The sequence below is a fragment of the Halomonas daqiaonensis genome (genome assembly GCF_900109725.1).
GTDB lineage: Bacteria > Pseudomonadota > Gammaproteobacteria > Pseudomonadales > Halomonadaceae > Halomonas > Halomonas daqiaonensis.
The window spans coordinates 167,032-185,933 of the sequence record NZ_FOBC01000002.1 but is presented as its reverse complement, the minus strand read 5'-3'; the positions used below and the strand labels follow the sequence as shown (position 1 = coordinate 185,933).

General features: G+C 61.8%; 17 protein-coding genes and 1 pseudogene. 7 read left to right on the top strand and 11 right to left on the bottom strand.

The features are described 5' to 3' along the window. Positions 1–59: 59 nt before the first annotated feature. Positions 60–854: a 2OG-Fe dioxygenase family protein gene (locus BMY30_RS02210; protein WP_089710149.1), complete on the bottom strand. Its 795-nt coding sequence runs from the start codon at positions 852–854 to the stop codon at positions 60–62. A gap of 304 nt (positions 855–1,158) precedes the next feature. Here BMY30_RS02210 and BMY30_RS02205 point away from each other — a divergent pair, with 304 nt between their 5' ends. Both BMY30_RS02205 and BMY30_RS02200 read left to right on the top strand, forming a co-directional pair. Next, positions 1,159–2,985, top strand: a complete 1,827-nt coding sequence (locus BMY30_RS02205) for a putative bifunctional diguanylate cyclase/phosphodiesterase (protein WP_089710147.1) — start codon at positions 1,159–1,161, stop codon at positions 2,983–2,985. A 118-nt stretch (positions 2,986–3,103) separates the two neighbouring features. Then, a complete protein-coding gene (locus BMY30_RS02200; protein WP_089710345.1) occupies positions 3,104–4,402 on the top strand; it encodes an MATE family efflux transporter in 1,299 nt (432 codons plus the stop codon). A gap of 117 nt (positions 4,403–4,519) precedes the next feature. On the opposite strand, the gene BMY30_RS02195 is transcribed toward BMY30_RS02200, so the two are convergent. Further along, a complete protein-coding gene (locus BMY30_RS02195) occupies positions 4,520–5,707 on the bottom strand; it encodes an amino acid aminotransferase (RefSeq protein WP_089710145.1) in 1,188 nt (395 codons plus the stop codon). Then, a complete protein-coding gene (locus tag BMY30_RS02190) occupies positions 5,708–6,046 on the bottom strand; it encodes a 4a-hydroxytetrahydrobiopterin dehydratase (RefSeq protein ID WP_089710143.1) in 339 nt (112 codons plus the stop codon). 119 nt (positions 6,047–6,165) lie between these two features. On the opposite strand from BMY30_RS02190, the gene BMY30_RS02185 reads away from it, so the two are divergent. Next, positions 6,166–6,795 (top strand): hypothetical protein, encoded by a 630-nt coding sequence (locus BMY30_RS02185; RefSeq protein ID WP_089710141.1) that lies wholly within the window; start codon positions 6,166–6,168, stop codon positions 6,793–6,795. Between the two features lie 6 nt (positions 6,796–6,801). On the opposite strand, the gene BMY30_RS02180 is transcribed toward BMY30_RS02185, so the two are convergent. The 3 genes from BMY30_RS02180 to cfa all read right to left on the bottom strand — a co-directional run bounded on the left by BMY30_RS02180 (position 6,802) and on the right by cfa (position 11,110). After that, positions 6,802–8,763: a RecQ family ATP-dependent DNA helicase gene (locus BMY30_RS02180; protein ID WP_089710139.1), complete on the bottom strand. Its 1,962-nt coding sequence runs from the start codon at positions 8,761–8,763 to the stop codon at positions 6,802–6,804. A gap of 93 nt (positions 8,764–8,856) precedes the next feature. Then, positions 8,857–9,771: a GGDEF domain-containing protein gene (locus tag BMY30_RS02175; RefSeq protein ID WP_089710136.1), complete on the bottom strand. Its 915-nt coding sequence runs from the start codon at positions 9,769–9,771 to the stop codon at positions 8,857–8,859. A 187-nt stretch (positions 9,772–9,958) separates the two neighbouring features. After that, positions 9,959–11,110 carry a cyclopropane fatty acyl phospholipid synthase gene (gene cfa / locus BMY30_RS02170; protein ID WP_089710134.1) on the bottom strand — a complete coding sequence of 384 codons (1,152 nt, stop codon included), beginning with the start codon at positions 11,108–11,110 and terminating at the stop codon, positions 9,959–9,961. A 144-nt stretch (positions 11,111–11,254) separates the two neighbouring features. Here cfa and BMY30_RS02165 point away from each other — a divergent pair, with 144 nt between their 5' ends. Then, positions 11,255–11,560 carry an MTH1187 family thiamine-binding protein gene (locus BMY30_RS02165; protein ID WP_089710132.1) on the top strand — a complete coding sequence of 102 codons (306 nt, stop codon included), beginning with the start codon at positions 11,255–11,257 and terminating at the stop codon, positions 11,558–11,560. A gap of 54 nt (positions 11,561–11,614) precedes the next feature. Here BMY30_RS02165 and BMY30_RS02160 read toward each other — a convergent pair whose 3' ends face one another. The 5 genes and pseudogenes from BMY30_RS02160 to tnpA form a co-directional block, all read right to left on the bottom strand. Beyond that, entirely contained in the window at positions 11,615–11,899 is a 285-nt protein-coding gene (locus BMY30_RS02160; RefSeq protein ID WP_244516095.1) for a transposase, read from the bottom strand. 43 nt (positions 11,900–11,942) lie between these two features. Further along, positions 11,943–12,104, bottom strand: coding sequence for a transposase domain-containing protein (locus BMY30_RS18080; protein ID WP_280140864.1), 162 nt, complete (start codon positions 12,102–12,104; stop codon positions 11,943–11,945). A gap of 36 nt (positions 12,105–12,140) precedes the next feature. Beyond that, a pseudogene (tnpC, locus tag BMY30_RS18075) lies at positions 12,141–13,136 on the bottom strand (IS66 family transposase); the annotation flags it as partial. After that, the gene (gene tnpB, locus BMY30_RS18430) at positions 13,123–13,380 is read right to left on the bottom strand and encodes an IS66 family insertion sequence element accessory protein TnpB (protein WP_425283417.1); all 258 of its coding nucleotides are present in this window, start codon (positions 13,378–13,380) and stop codon (positions 13,123–13,125) included. The gene tnpB and the pseudogene tnpC, both read right to left, overlap by 14 nt. Before the next feature lie 74 nt (positions 13,381–13,454). Further along, positions 13,455–13,766, bottom strand: coding sequence for an IS66 family insertion sequence element accessory protein TnpA (gene tnpA, locus BMY30_RS02140; RefSeq protein WP_089710124.1), 312 nt, complete (start codon positions 13,764–13,766; stop codon positions 13,455–13,457). 1,029 nt (positions 13,767–14,795) lie between these two features. Between tnpA and BMY30_RS02135 the strand changes: the two genes are divergently transcribed. The 3 genes from BMY30_RS02135 to cobA all read left to right on the top strand — a co-directional run bounded on the left by BMY30_RS02135 (position 14,796) and on the right by cobA (position 18,899). Next, positions 14,796–15,791 carry an IS5 family transposase gene (locus BMY30_RS02135; RefSeq protein ID WP_244516094.1) on the top strand — a complete coding sequence of 332 codons (996 nt, stop codon included), beginning with the start codon at positions 14,796–14,798 and terminating at the stop codon, positions 15,789–15,791. Positions 15,792–16,379: 588 nt separating this feature from the next. Further along, positions 16,380–17,840 carry a sodium-dependent transporter gene (locus BMY30_RS02125; RefSeq protein WP_089710122.1) on the top strand — a complete coding sequence of 487 codons (1,461 nt, stop codon included), beginning with the start codon at positions 16,380–16,382 and terminating at the stop codon, positions 17,838–17,840. Positions 17,841–18,017: 177 nt separating this feature from the next. After that, on the top strand, positions 18,018–18,899 hold the full coding sequence (gene cobA / locus BMY30_RS02120; protein ID WP_089710120.1) for a uroporphyrinogen-III C-methyltransferase: 882 nt from the start codon (positions 18,018–18,020) through the stop codon (positions 18,897–18,899). Positions 18,900–18,902: the final 3 nt, after the last annotated feature.

Genomic DNA, 18,902 nt, shown 5'->3' with positions numbered 1-18,902 from the left:
GAGACGCCCCCCGGAGGATCCTCCGGGGGGCGTCTCGTTACCGGGTCAGTGGTGGGGGATTAGCAGGTCTCGTTGAGCACTGCATCGGGGAAATGCCGACGTAAGATGCGGTTCTGGAACTCATCCACGAAGCGGCTGTTGATGATGATGATAAAGCGCTCGAAGGGTTCCTCGACATCTTGCTGGTGGATCCCGTCCACGCTGTGGTAGAGACGGTCGTCACGCAGGTGAAGGATATCACCAGGGGCGAGGGTCGTGTCGACCAGGGGGCGGGTTCCCGCCTTGTCGGCATAGAGGTGATTATCGCCCCCGGCGACATTGTGGCGGTTCAATACCAGAATGCTCAGCGCTTTGCAGCCGTCGGCATGAATACCCTGGCCCTGCAGGGGGTCGACCATGCCTTCGCCGCGAACGCCGGTTATCTGCATTAGGATGGGTTCGTTCGGCTTCAGGTCCCAAAGCCGAGCCCAGGCGCGCACAAATGCCTTCACATCCGGACGGGCCATGAACTCGGGCGTCAGTGGATCATAGTAGCGAAGCCGGTCCGCCATGCTCTCGGCATCATTGAAAGCGCCACCTTGTGCCATGGGACAATGGCCCATGTCATAGGCCTCGCCTCGCTCATCCAAAGTCAGCCAGGACATGCGCTTCCAGCGACGGTTGACATAGGGATCCCGGGGCAGGTCGGCGGTGAACGTCTGCCATGCTTCGAGGTCCACCCGGGAGCGCACTTCGGCCCTGGCCCAGTCCTGTTCTTGCAGGTCACTGGTGACTTCCGGCGACCAGTAGTCGGCTACCGGGTCGACAGGCATGGTGGCGGGATCGAAGCCGTACTTGAGCGTATCGAGTTTCATTGGATCTTCTCCATTGGATGATGGGCGTCATTGCCCCGTGGTTGCCCGACAACCCGGGCAACCCTAGGAAAAGGAGAAGATTTGCAACGAAATGTCAAAAATTGTATGAAACTTCTCGTACTGCCGGGTTGAATGATTCGTTAAAAAGTCGGTTGGCAGTGCGTGGCCTGGCCATCATTACGTGTAGGATATTTCCTACACATGTAGGTAGGATGAGGGTTCTCGAAGTCGTTTGTTGGGGCCATCCCGCCTCATAAGGAGTGGCGACATCGTTTTGCGATGATGAGAGGGGTCGAAAGAGTTAATGAGTGGTCGCGATACCGGCTTCAGGCACTGGCTGGCGCATCGGTGGCAGCAGGTCAAAGCGCGAAAGCCCTATACCCGAGACAATAGCGTTCGGGATGATATCGAGGTTGTGCGCCGCCAGTACCTGGAGAGCGAGCAGCGTTTCCGGGCACTGTTGGAGAGTCTGCCCAAGGTGGCGGTACAGGGCTATGATCGTGACCGTCGCGTGATCTACTGGAATGAGGCCAGTACCCGAGTCTATGGCTATGCCGCCGAGGAAGCCCAGGGACAGTTGCTGGAAGAGCTGATCATTCCGGGGCCGATGCGCGAACCCGTGATCCAGGCACATCGTGCCTGGGTAGAGGAAGGGGTCGAGATCCCTGCCGAAGAGCTTGAGCTCCAGCACAAGAGCGGGGAGCTGGTCCCGGTCTTCTCACACCATGTCATGCTTGGCGAGCACACCGATGACCCCCTGATGTTCTGTGTCGACGTGGACCTTTCGGATCAGAAGCGGGCTCATCGCGAGCTGGATTTTGCCACCCGCTTCGATTCGCTGACTCACCTGCCCAATCGTCAGACCTTCGAGGAACAGCTTAATGAGTCCATTGCCGACTGCCGTCGATATGACAGCGGGCTGGTACTGATCTATCTAGATATCGATCACTTCGTGGAGATCAATGACGCCCTCGGCTATGAACAAGGCGATCGATTGCTGGTCGAGTTGACCCGGCGGCTGCATCGGGTGACGAGAGCCTCCGACATGATGTCTCGACTCTCCAGCGACGAGTTCGTGATCGCTTTTCCGGGCTTCCAGCGTGAGGATGTGCTTTCGCAGCTGGTTCAAAAAGTCCAGCAGGCTCTGCGGTCTCCCTTCCAGGTAGATGGTTCGCGGCGCCAGGTGACGGCTTGCCTCGGCGTCAGTCTCTATCCAGACAACGGCGATTCGGCCCGCGAGCTGATCCGCAATGCCGATGTGGCCAAGAACCGGGCCAAGCTGGATGGTCGCGGTAGCGTGTGGTTTTTCGATCAGCAGCTCCACGATGAGCTGCTCCACCAGCACCGGCTTGTCGACCGGCTGGAGCAGGCACTGGAAAGCGAAGAGCTCTCGCTGCACTACCAGCCACAGGTATCTGCCGTGAGTGGTCGTATCGAGAATCTGGAGGCGCTACTTCGCTGGCAGCCGGCAGAGGGTCCTCCAATCTCTCCGGCCGAATTCATTCCCCTCGCAGAACGCTCCGACCTGATCCATCGTCTCGGTGACTGGGTCATGGAGACTGCGTGTCATCAACGTGCGCTGTGGCGAGATGCCGGTTTGGCAATCGAACGCATCGATATCAATTTTTCCGGCCGGCAGATGAGCCGGAGCGATGTGTTTCAGCGTTTCGAGGACTGCCTGGCGCGCTACGGCTTGGGACCCCGGCATATCGGTATCGAGCTCACCGAGAATGTGCTGATCGAAGCCGACGACAGAATTTTGGAAGGCTTGCGTCGACTTCACCACTTGGGCTTCCGCATCGCCATCGATGATTTCGGTACCGGCTATTCGTCGCTCAGCTATCTCAAGCATTTCCCGGTCACGGCGCTCAAGATCGATCGGAACTTCGTGCGGGATGCGCCGGATCAGCCCGAGGATCGGGCCATCATGGAGGCTGCGGTCTTCATCGGTCATCGCCTGGGACTGGAGGTGGTGGCCGAAGGCGTCGAGAACCTTGAACAGTTGACGTTGATCCGGGAGATGCGCTGCGACCTGATCCAGGGGTTCTATTTCTTCCGCCCCATGCCCGCCATGGAAATGGAGCGCATTCTGGGCGGGCTGGTGACGGGGCACCAGGGAATATCGGGCTGAGTCCTACGCCACCTTGGCGTAGAATGCCAGCCTTCCGAACAACCCCGGAGCCCATGTGAATTCCCTCGACGATTCCCGTACCTCGCTTGGCCTCACCCTCTGGCGCCAGACCTGGCCCATGGCCATCGGCGTATTGGCCCTGCTCGGTTTCCAGCTGGTGGACAGTGCCTTCATCGCTCGCCTGGGAACGGCACCCTTGGCTGCTCAGTCCTTCACTTTCCCGCTGTCATTTCTGGTGATCGGCGTACAGGTCGGCATGGGGATCGCTATTGCGGCGATGATCTCACGCGCCCTGGGGGCAGGGGAGTCTGCCCGGGCTCGGCGATTGGGCAGTCTGGTGCTGCTGGTGGGTACCATCACCATTGCTCTGCTGGTGGTGCTGCTGTGGGCCATTCAGGGGCCGGTCTTCGCCCTGCTGGGCGCGGACGAGGCCACTCGCGAGCTGATCCGGGCCTACTGGGCGCCCCAACTGCTGGCGGCCTGGCTAGGGGCCGTGCTCTATTTCGGCTATAGCCTGTTTCGGGCCCATGGAGACACCTGGCTGCCCGGCAAGATGATGGTGATCACCAGCCTGGTCAATCTGGTTCTCGACCCGCTGTTGATCTTCGGTATCGGACCCTGGTCGGGATTGGGCCTGCCCGGCGCGGCCTGGGCAACCTCGATTGCCTTCGCGACCGGCTTGCTGGTGCTGGGCCGTCGGCTGGAGGGCATGGAGTGGCTGGCGGCCGAGGGATTGCTAGCGGAGCTGCGCCGTTCGCTGGCGCCCTTCGCCGGGATTGCCGGCCCGGCCATGATCAGCCAGCTGATGCCCCCCCTGGCGGCCATGCTCGCCATTTCGGTGGTGGCTTCCCTGGGAGAGGCCCAGGTCGCGGCCTGGGGGCTGGCCAGTCGCCTGGAAACCCTTTCGCTGATGGTGGTGTTGGCCATGACCATGTCGCTGCCGCCCTGGCTCGGGCGCTGCTATGGCGCCGGGGACTGGGACCAGATACACCGCCTGATGCGCCTGGCGCTCAAGGTAGTGGTGGTCTGGCAGCTGTCGCTGGGGGGCCTGATGGCGTTGGCCTCTCCCTGGGTGGCACTCGCCATTTCCGGCAATCCCGAAGTGCGCAATGACCTGGCGACCCTGATTCGCTTCCTGTTGCCAAGCTATGCGGCACTGGGGGTCTGCATGGTCGTGGTCTCGGCAGGCAACGCCCTGGGCTGGCCACTGCGTGCCATGCTGATGTCCGCTGCCCGGCTGTTCGTCTTCTACCTGCCCTGTCTCTGGGCCGGGACCTGGCTGGGGGATCTGCTCGGCCTGGCCATGGGTGCGGCGCTCGGCAACCTCCTGGCGGGCCTGGCGGCCTGGCAGGTGCTGCGACGCATACTCGCCAGTCCCCGCAGGCAGCCAGTGACGATGGAACGTCCGATCAGCTAGGTATGACATGCAAGGCAGAACGATAATCTGTTCATTCTGAGGTCTTGCATGCTGTCTTGCCGCAAGGACGACGCCCGAACCAATGGCCCGGGCGTCGTCGAGGCAGGGATACCGAGATCAGTTGACCGCAGCGATCGCCTTGGCCAGGTAGGAGAGGTTCTCGTGAGAGAAGCCGGCCACGTTGGCGCGGCCCGAGCGCACCATGTAGATGCCGAATTCGTCGCGCAGTCGGTCGACTTGTTCGGCCGTCAGGCCGGTGTAGGAGAACATGCCGCGTTGCTCGGCCACGCAGGCGTACTTCTGGTCCAGCTCGTACGGCTTCAGGGCCTCGACGAAGTCTCGACGCAGGGTGTTGATGCGGTCGCGCATCTCGGTGAGCTCCTCGCGCCAGATGGCGGCGAGCTCAGCGGAGTGCAGGATCTCGCTGACGATGGCGCCGCCGTGGGCCGGCGGATTGGAGTAGTTCTCGCGGGCCACGATGGCGATCTGCGAACGAACGTTTTCCATCTGCTCGTTATTCTTCGCCACCATGACTAGACAGCCGGTTCGCTCGCAATAGATACCGAAGTTCTTGGAGCAGGAACTGGTGATGATGACCTCGTCGAGGTTCTCGGCCATCAGCCGAACCCCGTAGGCGTCTTCATCCAGGCCCTCTCCGAAGCCCTGGTAGGCGAAATCGATCAACGGCAGCAGGTTGCGCTCACGGACCACCTCGAGAACGCTCTGCCACTGGTCTCGGGAAAGATCGAAGCCGGTGGGGTTGTGGCAGCAGGCGTGCAGCAGCACCACGTCACCTTCCGGGATCTGCTTGAGCGCCGCCAGCATACCGTCGAAGTCGAGGCGGTTCTCGGCGTCCACATAGGGGTACTTGCGCAGCGTCAGGCCCGCGGCCGGGAAGATACCCAAGTGGTTCGGCCAGGTCGGGTCAGAGACCCAGATGTCCTTGCCGGGCAGTTGCTTGGCGATGAAATCAGCCGCCAGGCGCAGGGCACCGGTGCCGCCGGGTGACTGGGTGGCGCTGGCACGCTTGCCCTCAAGCACCGGCGATTCCTTGCCCAGCACCATGGGCAGGATTACCTCACCGTACGCCGGCGCGCCATGCGAGCCGATGTAGGTCTTGGTGGTCTCGTTCTTGAGCAGCAGGGCCTCGGCTTCCTTGACGGCGCGCATCACCGGAGTGTTGCCCTGGTCGTCCTTGTAGACGCCCACGCCGAGATCGACCTTCTGAGGATTGGTGTCCTTCTTGAAGGCTTCGATCAGACCGAGGATGGCGTCCCCGGGAACCCGCTCAATTTTCTCGAACATTTATTTCGCTACCTCGTCGGTTCTGGCGGCAAGAATGAAATCGTTCCTGTGCAGGCCCTTGATCTTGTGTGACCACCAGGTCACGGTCACCTTGCCGTATTCGGTTAGGATCGCCGGATGGTGATCGGCTTGTTCGGCAATCTCGCCGACGCGTTGGGTGAAGTCGAGGGCCTGCACGAAATCCTTGAATTTGAAGGTTCGTTCAAGCTGCATGATGCCATTTCGGTCGACAATCTGCCACTCAGGCACCTCCTGACGGTACTCGGCAATCTCCTCTTCGGTGACCCGCGGGGCGTCGATGCTGCAGGCTTCGCACTGCTGTTGGGAAAGCTGGCTCATGGTATCTCCTGATCGTCTCGATGGTTTGTACGGTGTGTCTTTGCTCATGGTGTCTTGTAGACAAAGGTCGTGCAGGGTATCGAGATCGTCAAGCTCGCAACGTACAGAGGTGAGGCGCCATGCGTGACTCGAGCGGAAAATTGCCGTTCCATGCGGGGATTCCCCTCTGGCTCAAGCTCGTGTTCAGCCTCTGGGTGCTGATCTGGGCGTCGAGCTACTGGGTGCTACTCGGTCCGCAGAATTTCTTCTGGCTGTGCAACCTGGCCAACTTCCTGATCCTGGCGGGGCTGTGGAGCGAGAGCCGGCGGCTGATCTCAATGCAGTGGCTGGCCGTGGCCCTGGTGGGCACCCTCTGGGCAGTGGACGTGGGCACCGCCGCGTTGACCGGCTGGCACCCCATCGGCGGCACCGAATACATGTTCGATCCTGAACATCCGCCTCTGACACGGGCGTTGTCGCTCTACCACCTGATTCTGCCGCTGGTGGCTGGCTTCGCGATCTGGCGGCTTGGCTATGACCGCCGGGCCTTGGTCTGGCAGAGCGTGCTCACCTGGATCGTGATTCCCGCCAGCTATCTCTTCACCGAGGCTGAGCGCAACATCAACTGGGTGCATGGCCCCTTCGGGCAGCCCCAGGACAGTCTCCCGGCCCTGGTGTATCTGGCCGGCCTGATGCTGCTGTGGCCGCTGGTGGTCTATCTGCCGGTGCACCTGCTGACCCTGGCCCTTTCGCGTCGTCGTCGCGGCTGACCTTGGTCAGCCGGCGAGGTGTTCGGCAAGGCGTTGTCGAACCTCGACATAGGGATAGCCCTCCAGGGCCGCGAAGCCGGGCAGTTTGCGGGCTTTCATGGGGGTAAACAACGGCGTGGTGATGCCGCAAAGGAAGCGCGTCAGCAGGTCCGCTGTGGCCGGGTGGCCCTCGCCGGCCTCGCTCAGCCGCTGCAGGAAGGGGGCGCACAGGGCGTCGATATCCTGGGTCGCCAAGGGCGTCGCCGGTTCGGCGGGTGGCAGGTGTGCCACCTCGCCGCGGCAGGCGGAGCAGTGCCCGCAGTGCTCGGGCGCACGGGTATCGCCGAACCAGTCAGCCAGTCGTCGGCTCAGGCAGCTCTCGCTCTCGAAGAGTGAGAGCATGGCGTGCAAGCGATCGATCTCGGCCTGCTCCTTGTCGCGAAAGTAAGCGAAGAGTTCGTCGGTCAGCGACTCGGGGTCGATCCCGGCCGAGAGCACCTCATAGACCTCGGTCATCTGCTTGCTCTCCAGCACCATCCACCCCTTCTCGACGAAGTAGTCCAGGGCGGTGATCACCCGGCTGCGACGAGTGTCGAGGCCACGCTCTCCACCCAGGGCTTCCAGGGCAGCGAAGTCCAGGCTGTACCAGGTACGAGCGCGGGAGGAGGCGTCCAGGATCGCCTGGACGAAGGCTCGCCGCTCACCCTGGAAGTGGTTGATCAGGGCCTCGGGCTCGACCTCCAGCCGGAAACGGTAGTCGGCGAAGTAACTGTAACGGGGGGCGATGAGGCGGCGTAGTTCGAGCTGCACCAGCAACGTCTTGAGTGGCAGGGGACGGATATTGCTGTGTCGCGACAGCGTATTGAGCATCAACTCCCACTGGCGTCCGGCGGCACGCAGATCGTCGATCACTCGGCGAATGCCATGGTGCTCGGGAGTATCGCCGTAGACGAAATTCTCCAGTACCTCGAGATGGTCGCGCCCAGCCAGCATCAGGCATTTAGAGGGGCGGCCGTCGCGGCCGGCCCGGCCGATCTCCTGGCTGTAGTTCTCGATGGACTTGGGCAGGTCGAAGTGCACCAGGTTGCGGATATCGGCCTTGTCGATCCCCATGCCGAAGGCGATGGTGGCGACGATGCAGGGCGTGTGGCCGGCCATGAAGTCGCGCTGGATCGCCTCGCGACGCTCGCCGTTGAGCCCGGCGTGGTAGGCGGTGGCTGGAAGGCCCGTTTTTGCCAGGTAGGCGGCCAGCCGTTCCGCGGTCTGCTGCAGGGTGACGTAGACGATGGTCGGCTGTGGTATCCCATGTTCGACCCGGGGTCGCAGCCACTCGACCAGCCGGCGAGGGCGCTCGGCGGCGGGCACGGGAGCCACTTCAAGGTCGAGATTGGGGCGGTAGAAGCCGGTGCTGGTGACATCCTCCGCAGCGATGTCGAATCGCGTGCGCATGTCGTCGATCACTCGCTGGGTGGCCGTGGCGGTGAGCAGCAACACCTGCGGGATGGCGAAATCGCGGCGGTAGTCCGGCAGCTTGAGGTAGTCCGGGCGAAAGTTGTGTCCCCACTCCGAGATGCAGTGGGCTTCGTCCACCACCATCAGCGAGATCGGCACTCGCTGGATGAAGGCGCGGAACCGCTCGTTCTTGAGGCGCTCCACCGAGACCATCAGGATGCGGATATCGCCGCGCTTGACGCCTTCCATGACCGCCGTTGACTCCTCACGGCTCTGGCCCGAATCGAGGCTGGCGGCTGGGATGCCGTGACGGCTGAGGAAGGCCAGCTGATCCTGCATCAGGGCCAGCAACGGCGAGATCACCAGGGCCAGGTAGGGGAGGTGCAGGGCTGGCAGCTGGTAGCAGAGCGACTTGCCGGAACCGGTGGGAAAGATCGCTGCGGCCGATCTGCCGGCCACGATGGCCTCGATGACCGGTCGCTGCCCCGGGCGAAAGTCCTGATAGCCGAAGACGTCTTGGAGAGTCTGCTGGATCATGGGCACGTCCTGCCGTGTCGTCGGAACGTTACTGGGATTTTTTCCAGTATAACGTGCCCATCGGCCCTCGTCCGCGCCAATGGCGGCAGTCTTCTAGACGCCGACCATGACCTGGTTGCGGCCGCCGCGCTTGGCCGCGTAGAGATTGTCATCGGCACGGTGGATCAGGGCGTCGCAGGAGTCACCGATGCGGTGTTCGGCGATGCCGATGCTGACGGTGATGCGTCCCGGACCGACACCGAAGTCATGGACGGCGACCCGCTCGCACAGGCGTTCCGCCAGCTGTCGGCAGTGAAGCTCGGGGGTCAGGGGCAGCAGCAGGGCGAACTCCTCGCCCCCCAGCCTGGCCACCAGGTCCTCCTCGCGCAGCATCTCCCGACACAGCTGGGCGAGGTCTTTCAGTACCTGGTCTCCCTGCAGGTGCCCCCAGGTATCGTTGACTGACTTGAAGTGGTCGATATCGAGCATCATCAGCGACAGCGGGAAGGTGTGTCGGTTGCTCAACGATATCTCCGCGTCGAGGCGCTGCATGAGCTTGCGACGATTCGCCAGGCCGGTCAGGTCGTCAGTGTCGGACAGCCGTCGCAACCGCTGCTCCTCGGCCATCTGCTCACTGATGTCGATCATCAAGCCGAACCAGAGGACGCCGGTGTCGATCTTGCGTGGCTGGGCGCGCAGGGCGATCCAGCTGTGCTGGTCATCGACCCTCCTGAGCCGGAATTTTGTGGTGATAGGGCTCTGGAAGCGGGCCGAGCGTTCGATGGCGGCCATCAAGCGAGGATAATCCTCCTCGGCCAGGCGCTCGAGGGCCGGAAGGGCATTGTGTGCCAGATCACGTCGGTCGAGCCCGGTCAGGTGCGTACCGTTGCCGGCCAGGTAGGGAAAATGCATCTGGCCGTCCGGGGCCCGGTGCAGCTGGAAGATCACCCCGGGCAATTGCTCGGTCAACTCGAGGATCCAGTCTGGCTGCGGCTGTTTCTCAACCGGCTCGAGGTCGTTGAAAGGCATGCGGGGTCCTTTGCCTGCTGCGAACAGGGGATTCGTTCTTGGTTATAATCCTGCCCTCATGGGACGGCAGGTAGTGGACGCTGCGCGTCTCCTGATCAAGCATATTATGATACGCCGACGGAGCCGTGCTGGCATCCATCCTGCGCCGTAGGAGATCGCTTACAAGGCGGTTAGGGATTGTGCAGGGTTACCGCGGGGCATCATAGCGGCCCGGGCGTCCGCGCGAGAAAACGACCTGCCAGAGCTGCAGGTGGCGAGCGCGGAAGGAGCCGGCACAGATTGCCAGATAGTAGCGGAACATCCGGCGGGTACGTTCGTTGTAGCGGTGGGCGATCTCGTGCCAATGAGCGTCGAAGTTCGCCAGCCAGGCCATCAGCGTCCGGTCATAGTCTGGCCCGAAATTCTGCCAATCCTCCATCAGCAGGTGATCCTCGCTGGTCCGCGCGATGTCCATGGCCGATGGCAGGACGCCATTGGGGAAGATGTAGCGATTGATCCAGGGGTCCGCCGTGACCTCTGACCGGTTGGAGCCGATGGTATGCAGCACGAAGAGGCCATCGGTCGGCATCAGGCGCCTTATCGTCTCGAAGTAGGTGGTGTAGTTGCGATGCCCCACGTGCTCGAACATGCCGATGGACACGATGCGATCATAGCGCCCATCCAGGTCACGGTAGTCCTGCAGCAGGATTTCCACCGGCAGCCCTGCGCAGCGTTCCCTGGCCAGGGCGGCCTGTTCGCGGGAGATGGTGATGCCGGTTACCTCGACCTGGTGATGGCGGGCGGCATGTTCGGCGAAGCTGCCCCAGCCACAGCCGATATCGAGGACCTTCATGCCCGGCTTGAGGTCCAGCTTGCGGCAGGCCAGCTCCAGCTTGGCTTGCTGGGCTTGGTGCAGGTCATCGGCTGACTTCCAGTAGCCGCAGGAATAGCACATGGTGGGGTCCAGCATGCGCTCGAAGAGGTCGTTGCCCAGGTCATAGTGGGCCTCGCCGACCATGTAGGCACGGGCCTTGCTCTGCAGGTTGAGGAAGCCGGCCTGCAAGCGGTACTTGAGGCGTTCCGTGGTCGAGCGAGCGTGATCACTTAGCCCGTTCATCAGCAGCCGGTAGGCCAGCTCGTCGATGCGGTCACACTCCCACCAGCCATCCATGTAAGACTCGCCTAGTCCCAGGGTCCCCTGGCGGAGCACCCGCGAAAAGAAATCGGGATGCAGTACCCGGATATCCTGAGGCGCTTCACCGTTGAGGGTGACACCCGACCCTTCGAGTAGTCGTTCGAATACCCGGCGAGCCCGGGTATCGGGTAGAGCAATGGGGCCGATACGTGATTCGCTGGTCATGGGGTTCTCCGTAGCCGGGAATGGATGTCAGGCTAGTGAATATTAGGGCACGCCTCCGTAACAGTGTCGCTTTTGAAGATCAGCATAGCCCAGCTTGCTTGCGTCAGGAGTTGCGCCAGGTTAACGAACGAGGAGAAAAGCCAAATGAAGGTGATCATTGATCTCTGTGTGGTGCCACTGGGCGTCGGGGTATCGGTTTCGCCGCATATCGCGGCCTGCCAGCGGGTGATCCAGGCATCCGGACTCGAGCATCGCATGCACGCCTACGGCACCAACATCGAGGGGCCATGGGACGAGGTGATGGCGGTGGTCAAGCGCTGTCACGAGGAAGTGCACGAGATGGGGGCACCGCGCATCACTACCACGCTCAAGCTTGGAACACGCACCGACCGCGACCAGCGAATGGATGACAAGGTGGCGAGCGTCGAGACCCTGCTGGGCGAGCAGTGACCCCGGCGACCTCGCGTAACCGGCCATTCCAGAGCGTGTCGGGTTCCGCTTGCCTTATACGTCGCGTAGTGGCTGGATCAGACTCACCGCGACCTTCCACTGCCGGTTATCTTCCGACTGCACGACGACCGTCTTGCGGTTGATCTTGATGACGCGACCGAAGACCTGCCCCTCGCGACTCTCGAAGGAAACGGCCTGGCCCAGGGTCAGTCGACTCAGTACCTCCATCTCCTGACGGGCCTGGAGTTCGTCGATACGTCGGCAGATATGGTCGTTGAGCGCCAGGAGCTGGTCGAGGCTCATGTCGTCGATACGCATGGTGAACCGGATCTCGTGCATCGGGATAGGCGCTACCTTGCCCGTTGCGCCGGTAGCTGTCGATTCAGTGTTCCATATCGGAGCGCAGCGGCGCGTCCGCGAACAGGGCCTTCCAGCGGCGTGGTGTCAGCTCGTCGACCCGTGAGGCAGGGTGAATGGCCACGCTCTGCAGCACATCGACCAGGTAGGTGTAGGGATCCGCGCCGTGCAGCCGGCAGGTGGTCAGCAGGCTTTGCAGGATGCTGACGTGTTCTGCGCCAATCTCGCTCCAGCAAAACAGCCAGTTACGCCTTCCCATGGGAATGCAGCGAAGGCCGCGCTCCAGGTGGTTGGTATCGATCGGCACGTCGGGATCGGACAGGAACACCTCCAGGCTCCGCTGCCGCTTCAGCGCGTACTCGGCGGCTTGGCGCAGCGGGTGGCGAGGTTCCAGATCATCACGTTGGAGCTGTTGGTCGCACCATTGCCAGAAGTCGCGCACCTGGGGTTCGCTGTAGGTGGTGCGCGCCTTGAGTTTCTCCGGTCCTTCGCGGCCCTTCTCGCGGATCCAGGTCTCGGTCTTGTAGAACCCGGCGATCCGCAGCAGGCTTTCCTCGACCGCCGCATCGCTGCCCTGCGCTTTCTCGAAATGCCTCCGTGCGTGAGCTCAGCATTCGGCGTGGGTCACCCCCGGGCGCTTCTCGGCATAGCGGGCGTAGGAGGCGTTGCCGTCGGTCAGCAGCACGCCCTCGACGTGCTCGCCCAGCAGCTTGTCGATGTGGGCCTTGGCGCGCGTCGGGGAGAAGGTGAAGCTGATCTCGTCATGGTCGCCGTACAGCGGCCAGAACCACGCCTCCTTCATCTTGCCCTTGGCCTTGCGGCCCGCCTTGATCGGCGTCTCGTCCATGGCCAACACCTGGCTTTGCAGCACATGCTCCAACTGGGCCAGGTAGATCGGCGACAGGAGTGCGGCGGCCCGCGCGACCTGCTGGGTCAGCGTGGTGCGGCTGAGCTGGATGCCGGCCTGTTGCAGGCGCTGATGCTGGCGGTAGAGCGGCAAGTGGTAGCAGAACTTGTCGACCAGCATGCCGGCAATGAAGCTGACATCGGCCAGCGAGCCGTCGAACAGCGTGGCCGTTGCCGGGGTGGCTTGGGGAACGGCATCCGCGCTGACCTTGATCACCGGGCAACGGTACTCCAGCACCTCGAAGCTGGCCCGGCGCTGAGCAAGACGGAAGGTGCTGCGCGCGGCGATCACCTCGACGTCATCCAGGCTCATGCCCTCGGGAAGGTCCGGCGCCACCTCGATGACCTTGAACGGCACCGAGGCATCGAAGCGCAGCCCGGTGTCGTTGACCCGCCGGCGCCGACCAGGCGGCAAAACGGCCGCGTTCCAGGCGTTTGCTCCATACGCAGTAGCCGCCCGCCTGGAAGTACAGGCATTTGAGCTGGGTGCGCCGCCGGTTGATGAAGATGAAACCGTGCCCGCTCAGGGGATTCTTGCCCAGCTGTCGCCGTACCATAGCGGCAAGGCCGTCATAGGATCGGCGCATGTCGGTGGGCTGCGTACACAGCCAGAGTTGGAGGGGCGGGCGCATCAGCCACCTCGACGAAAGCGGAGGCAGACACCATCGCCCAGGTCGAGTTCGATCTCCCTGCCGCGTGGCTCGTCATCAATGGCATCTTCCTCCGGTACCGACACCGGCGCGAAGAGCGGCGACGCGGTAGCTGAAGATGAAGACGTCACAGACTTTCCCGATGCCAGTCGGCGCTTCCAGTGCTGGAACGAACTCTTGGACAGGCCCTTCTGTTCACAGAACACTTGCTGGGACTGACCGCTGCGGGACTGCTCGTCAATCCAGGGCTGCCGTTGCTCGGCGGGATAGCGAGAGTGGCGTTGCTTCGGCATGAGTACTGATTCTCCGTCGGTGAATAACGGGATCAGCGTAGGGGGTCAGGCCACTTCGACAAATGACGCGCCGGAATGGCCGTACGTTACCTCGGCATGTGGAGGTACCTTGGATAGGGGAAGGTGGACTGGACTTCCGGTGCGGGCTTGCCGCCAAGCGCGATGCCATAAAGAATATGGAAGACAGCCCCATGATGAACTGGTAGGCCAAGAATACGCCATGGCTCGAGACGAGCCATGGCGGTGAAATAAGTCATGCTTGCACCTCGACATTCTTGCCTAGATTGAGCTTGATACCTGACGTGTAACATCAGTGCTTCCAAGGCCTACGAATCAAGACTGTCCTGGTGCTGCTCTCGCGCCTGTTATTTCACTTCTGCCCTTGGCATTGTTGTCGCCGGTAACATGGTGGTTATCTTCGACTTCTCATGAAGGCGCTTCGAGCGCTCGTCCAGATACCCTGAATCTCCCGCCAGAACGGGAGGCATGGATAGCAGCGCGATGATCAGTGCCGAACTACATACCATGAGTTTCATGGAGATTGCCTCGTAGAGGTATCGAGGCTGTAACTGTCATCGGTAGACGATCCTGGGTGCCGAATGACTCCCCGATACCGGGTTAAGCCATAGGTGCTATGCCTTGCCAGCATGCGCCGTGCCTTCGGCTTGAAGCATCTCGAAGGGAACAGGGGAATTGTCCGTGCACAGCACGCTTGCCCATCAAAAAGAAAGTGCATTGCTGCTGTGCAGCGGTTTCATGATCGCCGTCAGGGAGCATCTAGCTTAGGCTTTCTTATTCTAGTTCAGTCCGTCCAAAGTAATATCGCCGTAATTGGAGTTATTTTTTCCACGACAAGGGCTTCTTTGATGCATTTTTTGCATGCATGACAGCCTATTCGGCAGCCTGATAAGCCGGTTTCAGAAAAACTGACGACCTAAGGAAACGCTGCACAAATCCCGCCGCACCTGCCTGATGGGTGCCGGCGGGGTATGCTCTGACCTTCCTGCCACCGTCTGACAGAGCCATCCGATGAAGCAGATCTCTTTCGCCCAGGCAGAGCACCAGAACAAGAAGAAGGTTACCCTCCGGGAGCGGTTCCTGGCCCAGGTGAATGTCCTGGTGCCATGGCAACGACTGATCGACGCCCTGTCGCCGTCCTACTTTGCGGCTTCGGCAGGTAAGTGGGGCCGGTCGCCGATTGGCCTGGAGCGGATGCTGCGGATCTACTTTCTGCAACAGTGGTACGCCCTCGCCGATGAGGCGCTCGAGGATGCCATCTACGATAGCCAGGCCATACGCGACTTCATCGGTATCGACCTGGCCATCGAGAGCGTACCGGACGCCACGACGCTGCTTCGTTTCCGCCATCTGCTGGAGAAGCATGCCTTGACCCAACGGATCTTCGAGGAGATCAACGCCAGCTGGCCGAGCAAGGCCTGTTCATGTGCGAGGGCACCACGTCGACACCACCATCGTGCCGGTCGCCCCCTCCACCAAGACAAGGCTAAGCAAGGCGACCCGGATATGAAGCAGACCAAGAAGGGCAACCAGTGTTATTTCGGCCTGAAGGCCCATATCGGCGTCGATGCCGTGACTGGGCTGACCCACCGTGTCGTCGCCACCTCGGCCAACGTCGCCGATGTCACCATGGCAGGTCATCTGGTCCGGCAGGATGACAAGCGGGTATACGGCGATGCGGGTTACCTCGGTGTGTGGAAGTACCTGGACGAAGAGAAGGACGACCCGGATTCCCGGTGCTGTATTGCAGCGAAGCGCGGCGCCATCAAGAAGCGGGAAGACAGCCCTTTGAAAACGCTGCTGCTGGCGTTCGAGAAGACCAAGGCCAGCATCCACGCCAAGGTCGAGCATCCGTTCCATGTCATCAAGAATCTCTTCGGCTACCGGAAGGTTCGCTACAAGGGGCTGGCCAAGAACCAGACGCAGTTGTTCACCCTGTTTGCTCTCGGCAATCTGGTACTGGCAGGACGATGCCAAGGACACGGTGACGGGGTCAGTGCATCTTGAATCTGGTCCGACAGCTGGATAACCCGGCTGTCGGGTAAAACAGACCACCTGAGGTGGTCAGATGGTAGTTGCTGAGGCGGTGATCGGGACACTTTGATGCTTCTGGCGCCCAGAACAGCATTGTTCAGCGATTCCCTAAGCGCGCACCATTTACGACTGCGTATTCCGGGACGGTTGCCGCGGGACAACAGCGTGGGTCTGCAGGACCTCGACCACCTGACCCACAATGTCAACCGTGGCCAGATGCCCCCCGGACGCATTTCTACACGCGCATCGCCAACTTCCGCGAGAACCGCTACTTCGACAACAAGGGCAAGAAGACTGGGCTGCAATCATGCGCCATGACCACGCAAGGCAATTTTAAGGCCTTGTCTGAGTCCATTGAGGAGGATCAGAACCGTTGCGGCGTCCTCAAGGCGGATTGACCCTTTTCTAGCGCTGTAACGACATTGAGGCAGGCGGAGTCAGTCATCCACAGCACGATCAACTGTTCGTCTGCCCAGTCGCGATAAAATCCGACACAATGGTGTCCCCGTGGCGAACCCGTTGCCGTGTCGGAACAACAATCTCCGTGACCCCTGGTGTGATATGACGACGAACGAACAACCTCGTACCCAGTGGCTAGGCCGCTGGGGCTTTGTCTTGGCGGCGACCGGCTCCGCGGTGGGCCTGGGCAACATCTGGAAATTCCCCTATATCACCGGCGAGTATGGTGGCGGGGCCTTCGTGCTGGTCTATCTGGCATGCATCCTGGCTGTGGGGGTGCCGGTGATGATGACCGAGATCGCCCTGGGACGCCGTGGTCGCGGTAGTCCCATCGATGCCATCCGTCGGGTGACCAGTGAATCGGGCAGTAGCTCGGCATGGTCACTGCTGGGCTGGATGGCCATGCTGGCCGGTTTCATGATCCTGTCCTTCTATGTGGTGGTGGCCGGCTGGTCCTTCTCCTACCTGTGGAAGATGCTCAGCGGCGGCCTGGCTGGCTCAAGTGTCGAGGAGATGGCGGCGATCTTCGGTGCTAACAATGAAAGTCCCCTGAACCTGGGGTTCTGGAGCACGCTGGTCACGGTGGCCACCATGGTGATCGTCGGCAAGGGCGTCCAGGCCGGTATCGAGAAGAGCGTCAGTTGGATGATGCCCGGCATGGTGATGATGTTGCTGGTGCTGATCGGTTACGGAATGTTCTCCGGCGGCTTCGGTGAGGCGGTTCATTTCCTGTTCTCGTTCGATGTCGGGAGCCTCTCCAGTGAGGGCATGCTGGCCGCCCTGGGGCACGCCTTCTTCACCCTGTCCCTGGCCTCCGGTGCCATCCTCACCTACGGTAGCTACCTGCCTGCTCGAGCCTCTATCGCTCGCACCACCCTGTCCGTGGCGCTGGCCGATACCCTGGTGGCGCTGATGGCAGGACTGGCGATCTTCCCGGTGATCTTCGCCAATGGCATGAGCCCGGCCAGCGGGCCGGGACTGATCTTCATGAGCCTGCCGCTGGCCTTCCAGGCCATGCCGCTGGGTACCCTGTTCGGGATTCTGTTCTTCATCATGCTCTCCATGGCGGCCTTGACCTCCTCGATCTCGATGGTCGAGGCCACCGTGTCCTGGCTGACCGACAACAAGGGTATCTCGCGGCGCACGGCGTCATGGGGTACCGGCATCGTGCTGTGGCTGGTCAGTACCCTGGCAATGCTCTCATTCAATGTCGGCGCTGACTGGACCCTGGCCGGCAAGCACTTCTTCGATTGGCTGGACTACCTGACCTCGCGCTTGATGATGCCGCTGGGCGGCCTGGGCATGGTGCTGCTCGCCGGTTTCGTGCTCAAGAGCGAGACCTTCAGGGAGGAGCTGGGGCTCTCTGCCGGCTGGTATGCACTCTGGCTGTTCATGGTCCGCTATGTGAGTCCGCTGGGTATCCTGGTGATCTTCGTCGATGCACTGGGCATCACTCGAGTGGTGCTCGCGCAGCACTGGCCCTGGTTGCTGGCGGTGCTTGTGGTGATTACCGTCGTCGGCGAGCTGGCCAGCCCCCGTCTGCGCCGTGTGCTCTCTCCCTGAGCGTGTTGCAACTTACAAAAGACGCTTCGTCGCCCCCGCCCAGCGGGGGCGACGTCGTTGGTGGCGGATGGTCCTGGTGATGCCTGGTTATAGGCTTGTGCAGAGGATAGTGGTATGCGGCGTGCTCTTTAATTACCATAATGCATAGACGAACCATTTTTTCTGAGGTATTGGAATATGCAGGTCGGTGACCAACACGATGGCGATCCGCTCGACTCGGGTGTCAGGTTGCCGATCGGCTCATCCTTTCCTCCCGGTGGCGTCAGTCTGGTGGGCGCGGGACCCGGCGACCCGGAGTTACTGACGATCAAGGCACTGCGCCGCCTGCAGGCCGCCGAGGTGATCCTGCATGATCGTCTGGTCAGCGACGAGATTCTGGCCCTGGCGTCCCCGCAGGCGTCCCGGTTCTATGTGGGCAAGGAGCGCTCGCGCCATAGCGTGCCCCAGGACGGCATCAATCAGGCGCTGGTCGACTGGGCCCGGGCCGGCAAACGAGTGGTTCGGCTCAAGGGCGGCGATCCCTTCATTTTCGGCCGCGGCGGCGAAGAACTCGAGACCCTGGTGGCAGCCGGCATCGAAGTGGAAGTGATCCCCGGTATCACGGCGGCCTCGGGGTGTGCCGCCTATGCCGGCATTCCGCTGACGCATCGCGACCATGCCCAGTCGGTGCGTTTCGTCACCGGGCATCTGCGCGATGGTAACAGCGATCTGGACTGGCCGACGCTGGCCAGCCCAGGCCAGACGCTGGTGTTCTATATGGGGCTGGGTAGCCTGGCATTGATCGGCGAGCAGCTTCAGTGCCATGGATTACCGGCCGAGACCCCCGTGGCCTTGATCGAGCAGGGCACCACGGCTCGCCAGCATGTACATATCGGAACCCTTAAAAGGTTGCCGACGACAGGCGAAGTGGTTACTATCCGCCCGCCAACGCTGATTATCGTTGGTAGTGTCGTATCATTGCATCACCGGCTGGCCTGGTTTGACCAGGGTCTGGCCACGAGTTCGGGTTGGCTGCGGGGCAAGCACCCTGCGCCGTCAACAACCGATCATGGCGCCTGATCG

Bases quoted from the DNA above. Each gene is read 5' to 3' on its own strand.
- BMY30_RS02210 (WP_089710149.1), bottom strand. From the start codon at position 854: ATGAAACTCGATACGCTCAAGTACGGCTTCGATCCCGCCACCATGCCT.
- BMY30_RS02205 (WP_089710147.1), top strand. From the start codon at position 1,159: ATGAGTGGTCGCGATACCGGCTTCAGGCACTGGCTGGCGCATCGGTGG.
- BMY30_RS02200 (WP_089710345.1), top strand. From the start codon at position 3,104: ATGGCCATCGGCGTATTGGCCCTGCTCGGTTTCCAGCTGGTGGACAGT.
- BMY30_RS02195 (WP_089710145.1), bottom strand. From the start codon at position 5,707: ATGTTCGAGAAAATTGAGCGGGTTCCCGGGGACGCCATCCTCGGTCTG.
- BMY30_RS02190 (WP_089710143.1), bottom strand. From the start codon at position 6,046: ATGAGCCAGCTTTCCCAACAGCAGTGCGAAGCCTGCAGCATCGACGCC.
- BMY30_RS02185 (WP_089710141.1), top strand. From the start codon at position 6,166: ATGCGTGACTCGAGCGGAAAATTGCCGTTCCATGCGGGGATTCCCCTC.
- BMY30_RS02180 (WP_089710139.1), bottom strand. From the start codon at position 8,763: ATGATCCAGCAGACTCTCCAAGACGTCTTCGGCTATCAGGACTTTCGC.
- BMY30_RS02175 (WP_089710136.1), bottom strand. From the start codon at position 9,771: ATGCCTTTCAACGACCTCGAGCCGGTTGAGAAACAGCCGCAGCCAGAC.
- cfa (WP_089710134.1), bottom strand. From the start codon at position 11,110: ATGACCAGCGAATCACGTATCGGCCCCATTGCTCTACCCGATACCCGG.
- BMY30_RS02165 (WP_089710132.1), top strand. From the start codon at position 11,255: ATGAAGGTGATCATTGATCTCTGTGTGGTGCCACTGGGCGTCGGGGTA.
- BMY30_RS02160 (WP_244516095.1), bottom strand. From the start codon at position 11,899: ATGCACGAGATCCGGTTCACCATGCGTATCGACGACATGAGCCTCGAC.
- tnpB (WP_425283417.1), bottom strand. From the start codon at position 13,380: ATGGTACGGCGACAGCTGGGCAAGAATCCCCTGAGCGGGCACGGTTTC.
- tnpA (WP_089710124.1), bottom strand. From the start codon at position 13,766: ATGCCGAAGCAACGCCACTCTCGCTATCCCGCCGAGCAACGGCAGCCC.
- BMY30_RS02135 (WP_244516094.1), top strand. From the start codon at position 14,796: ATGAAGCAGATCTCTTTCGCCCAGGCAGAGCACCAGAACAAGAAGAAG.
- BMY30_RS02125 (WP_089710122.1), top strand. From the start codon at position 16,380: ATGACGACGAACGAACAACCTCGTACCCAGTGGCTAGGCCGCTGGGGC.
- cobA (WP_089710120.1), top strand. From the start codon at position 18,018: ATGCAGGTCGGTGACCAACACGATGGCGATCCGCTCGACTCGGGTGTC.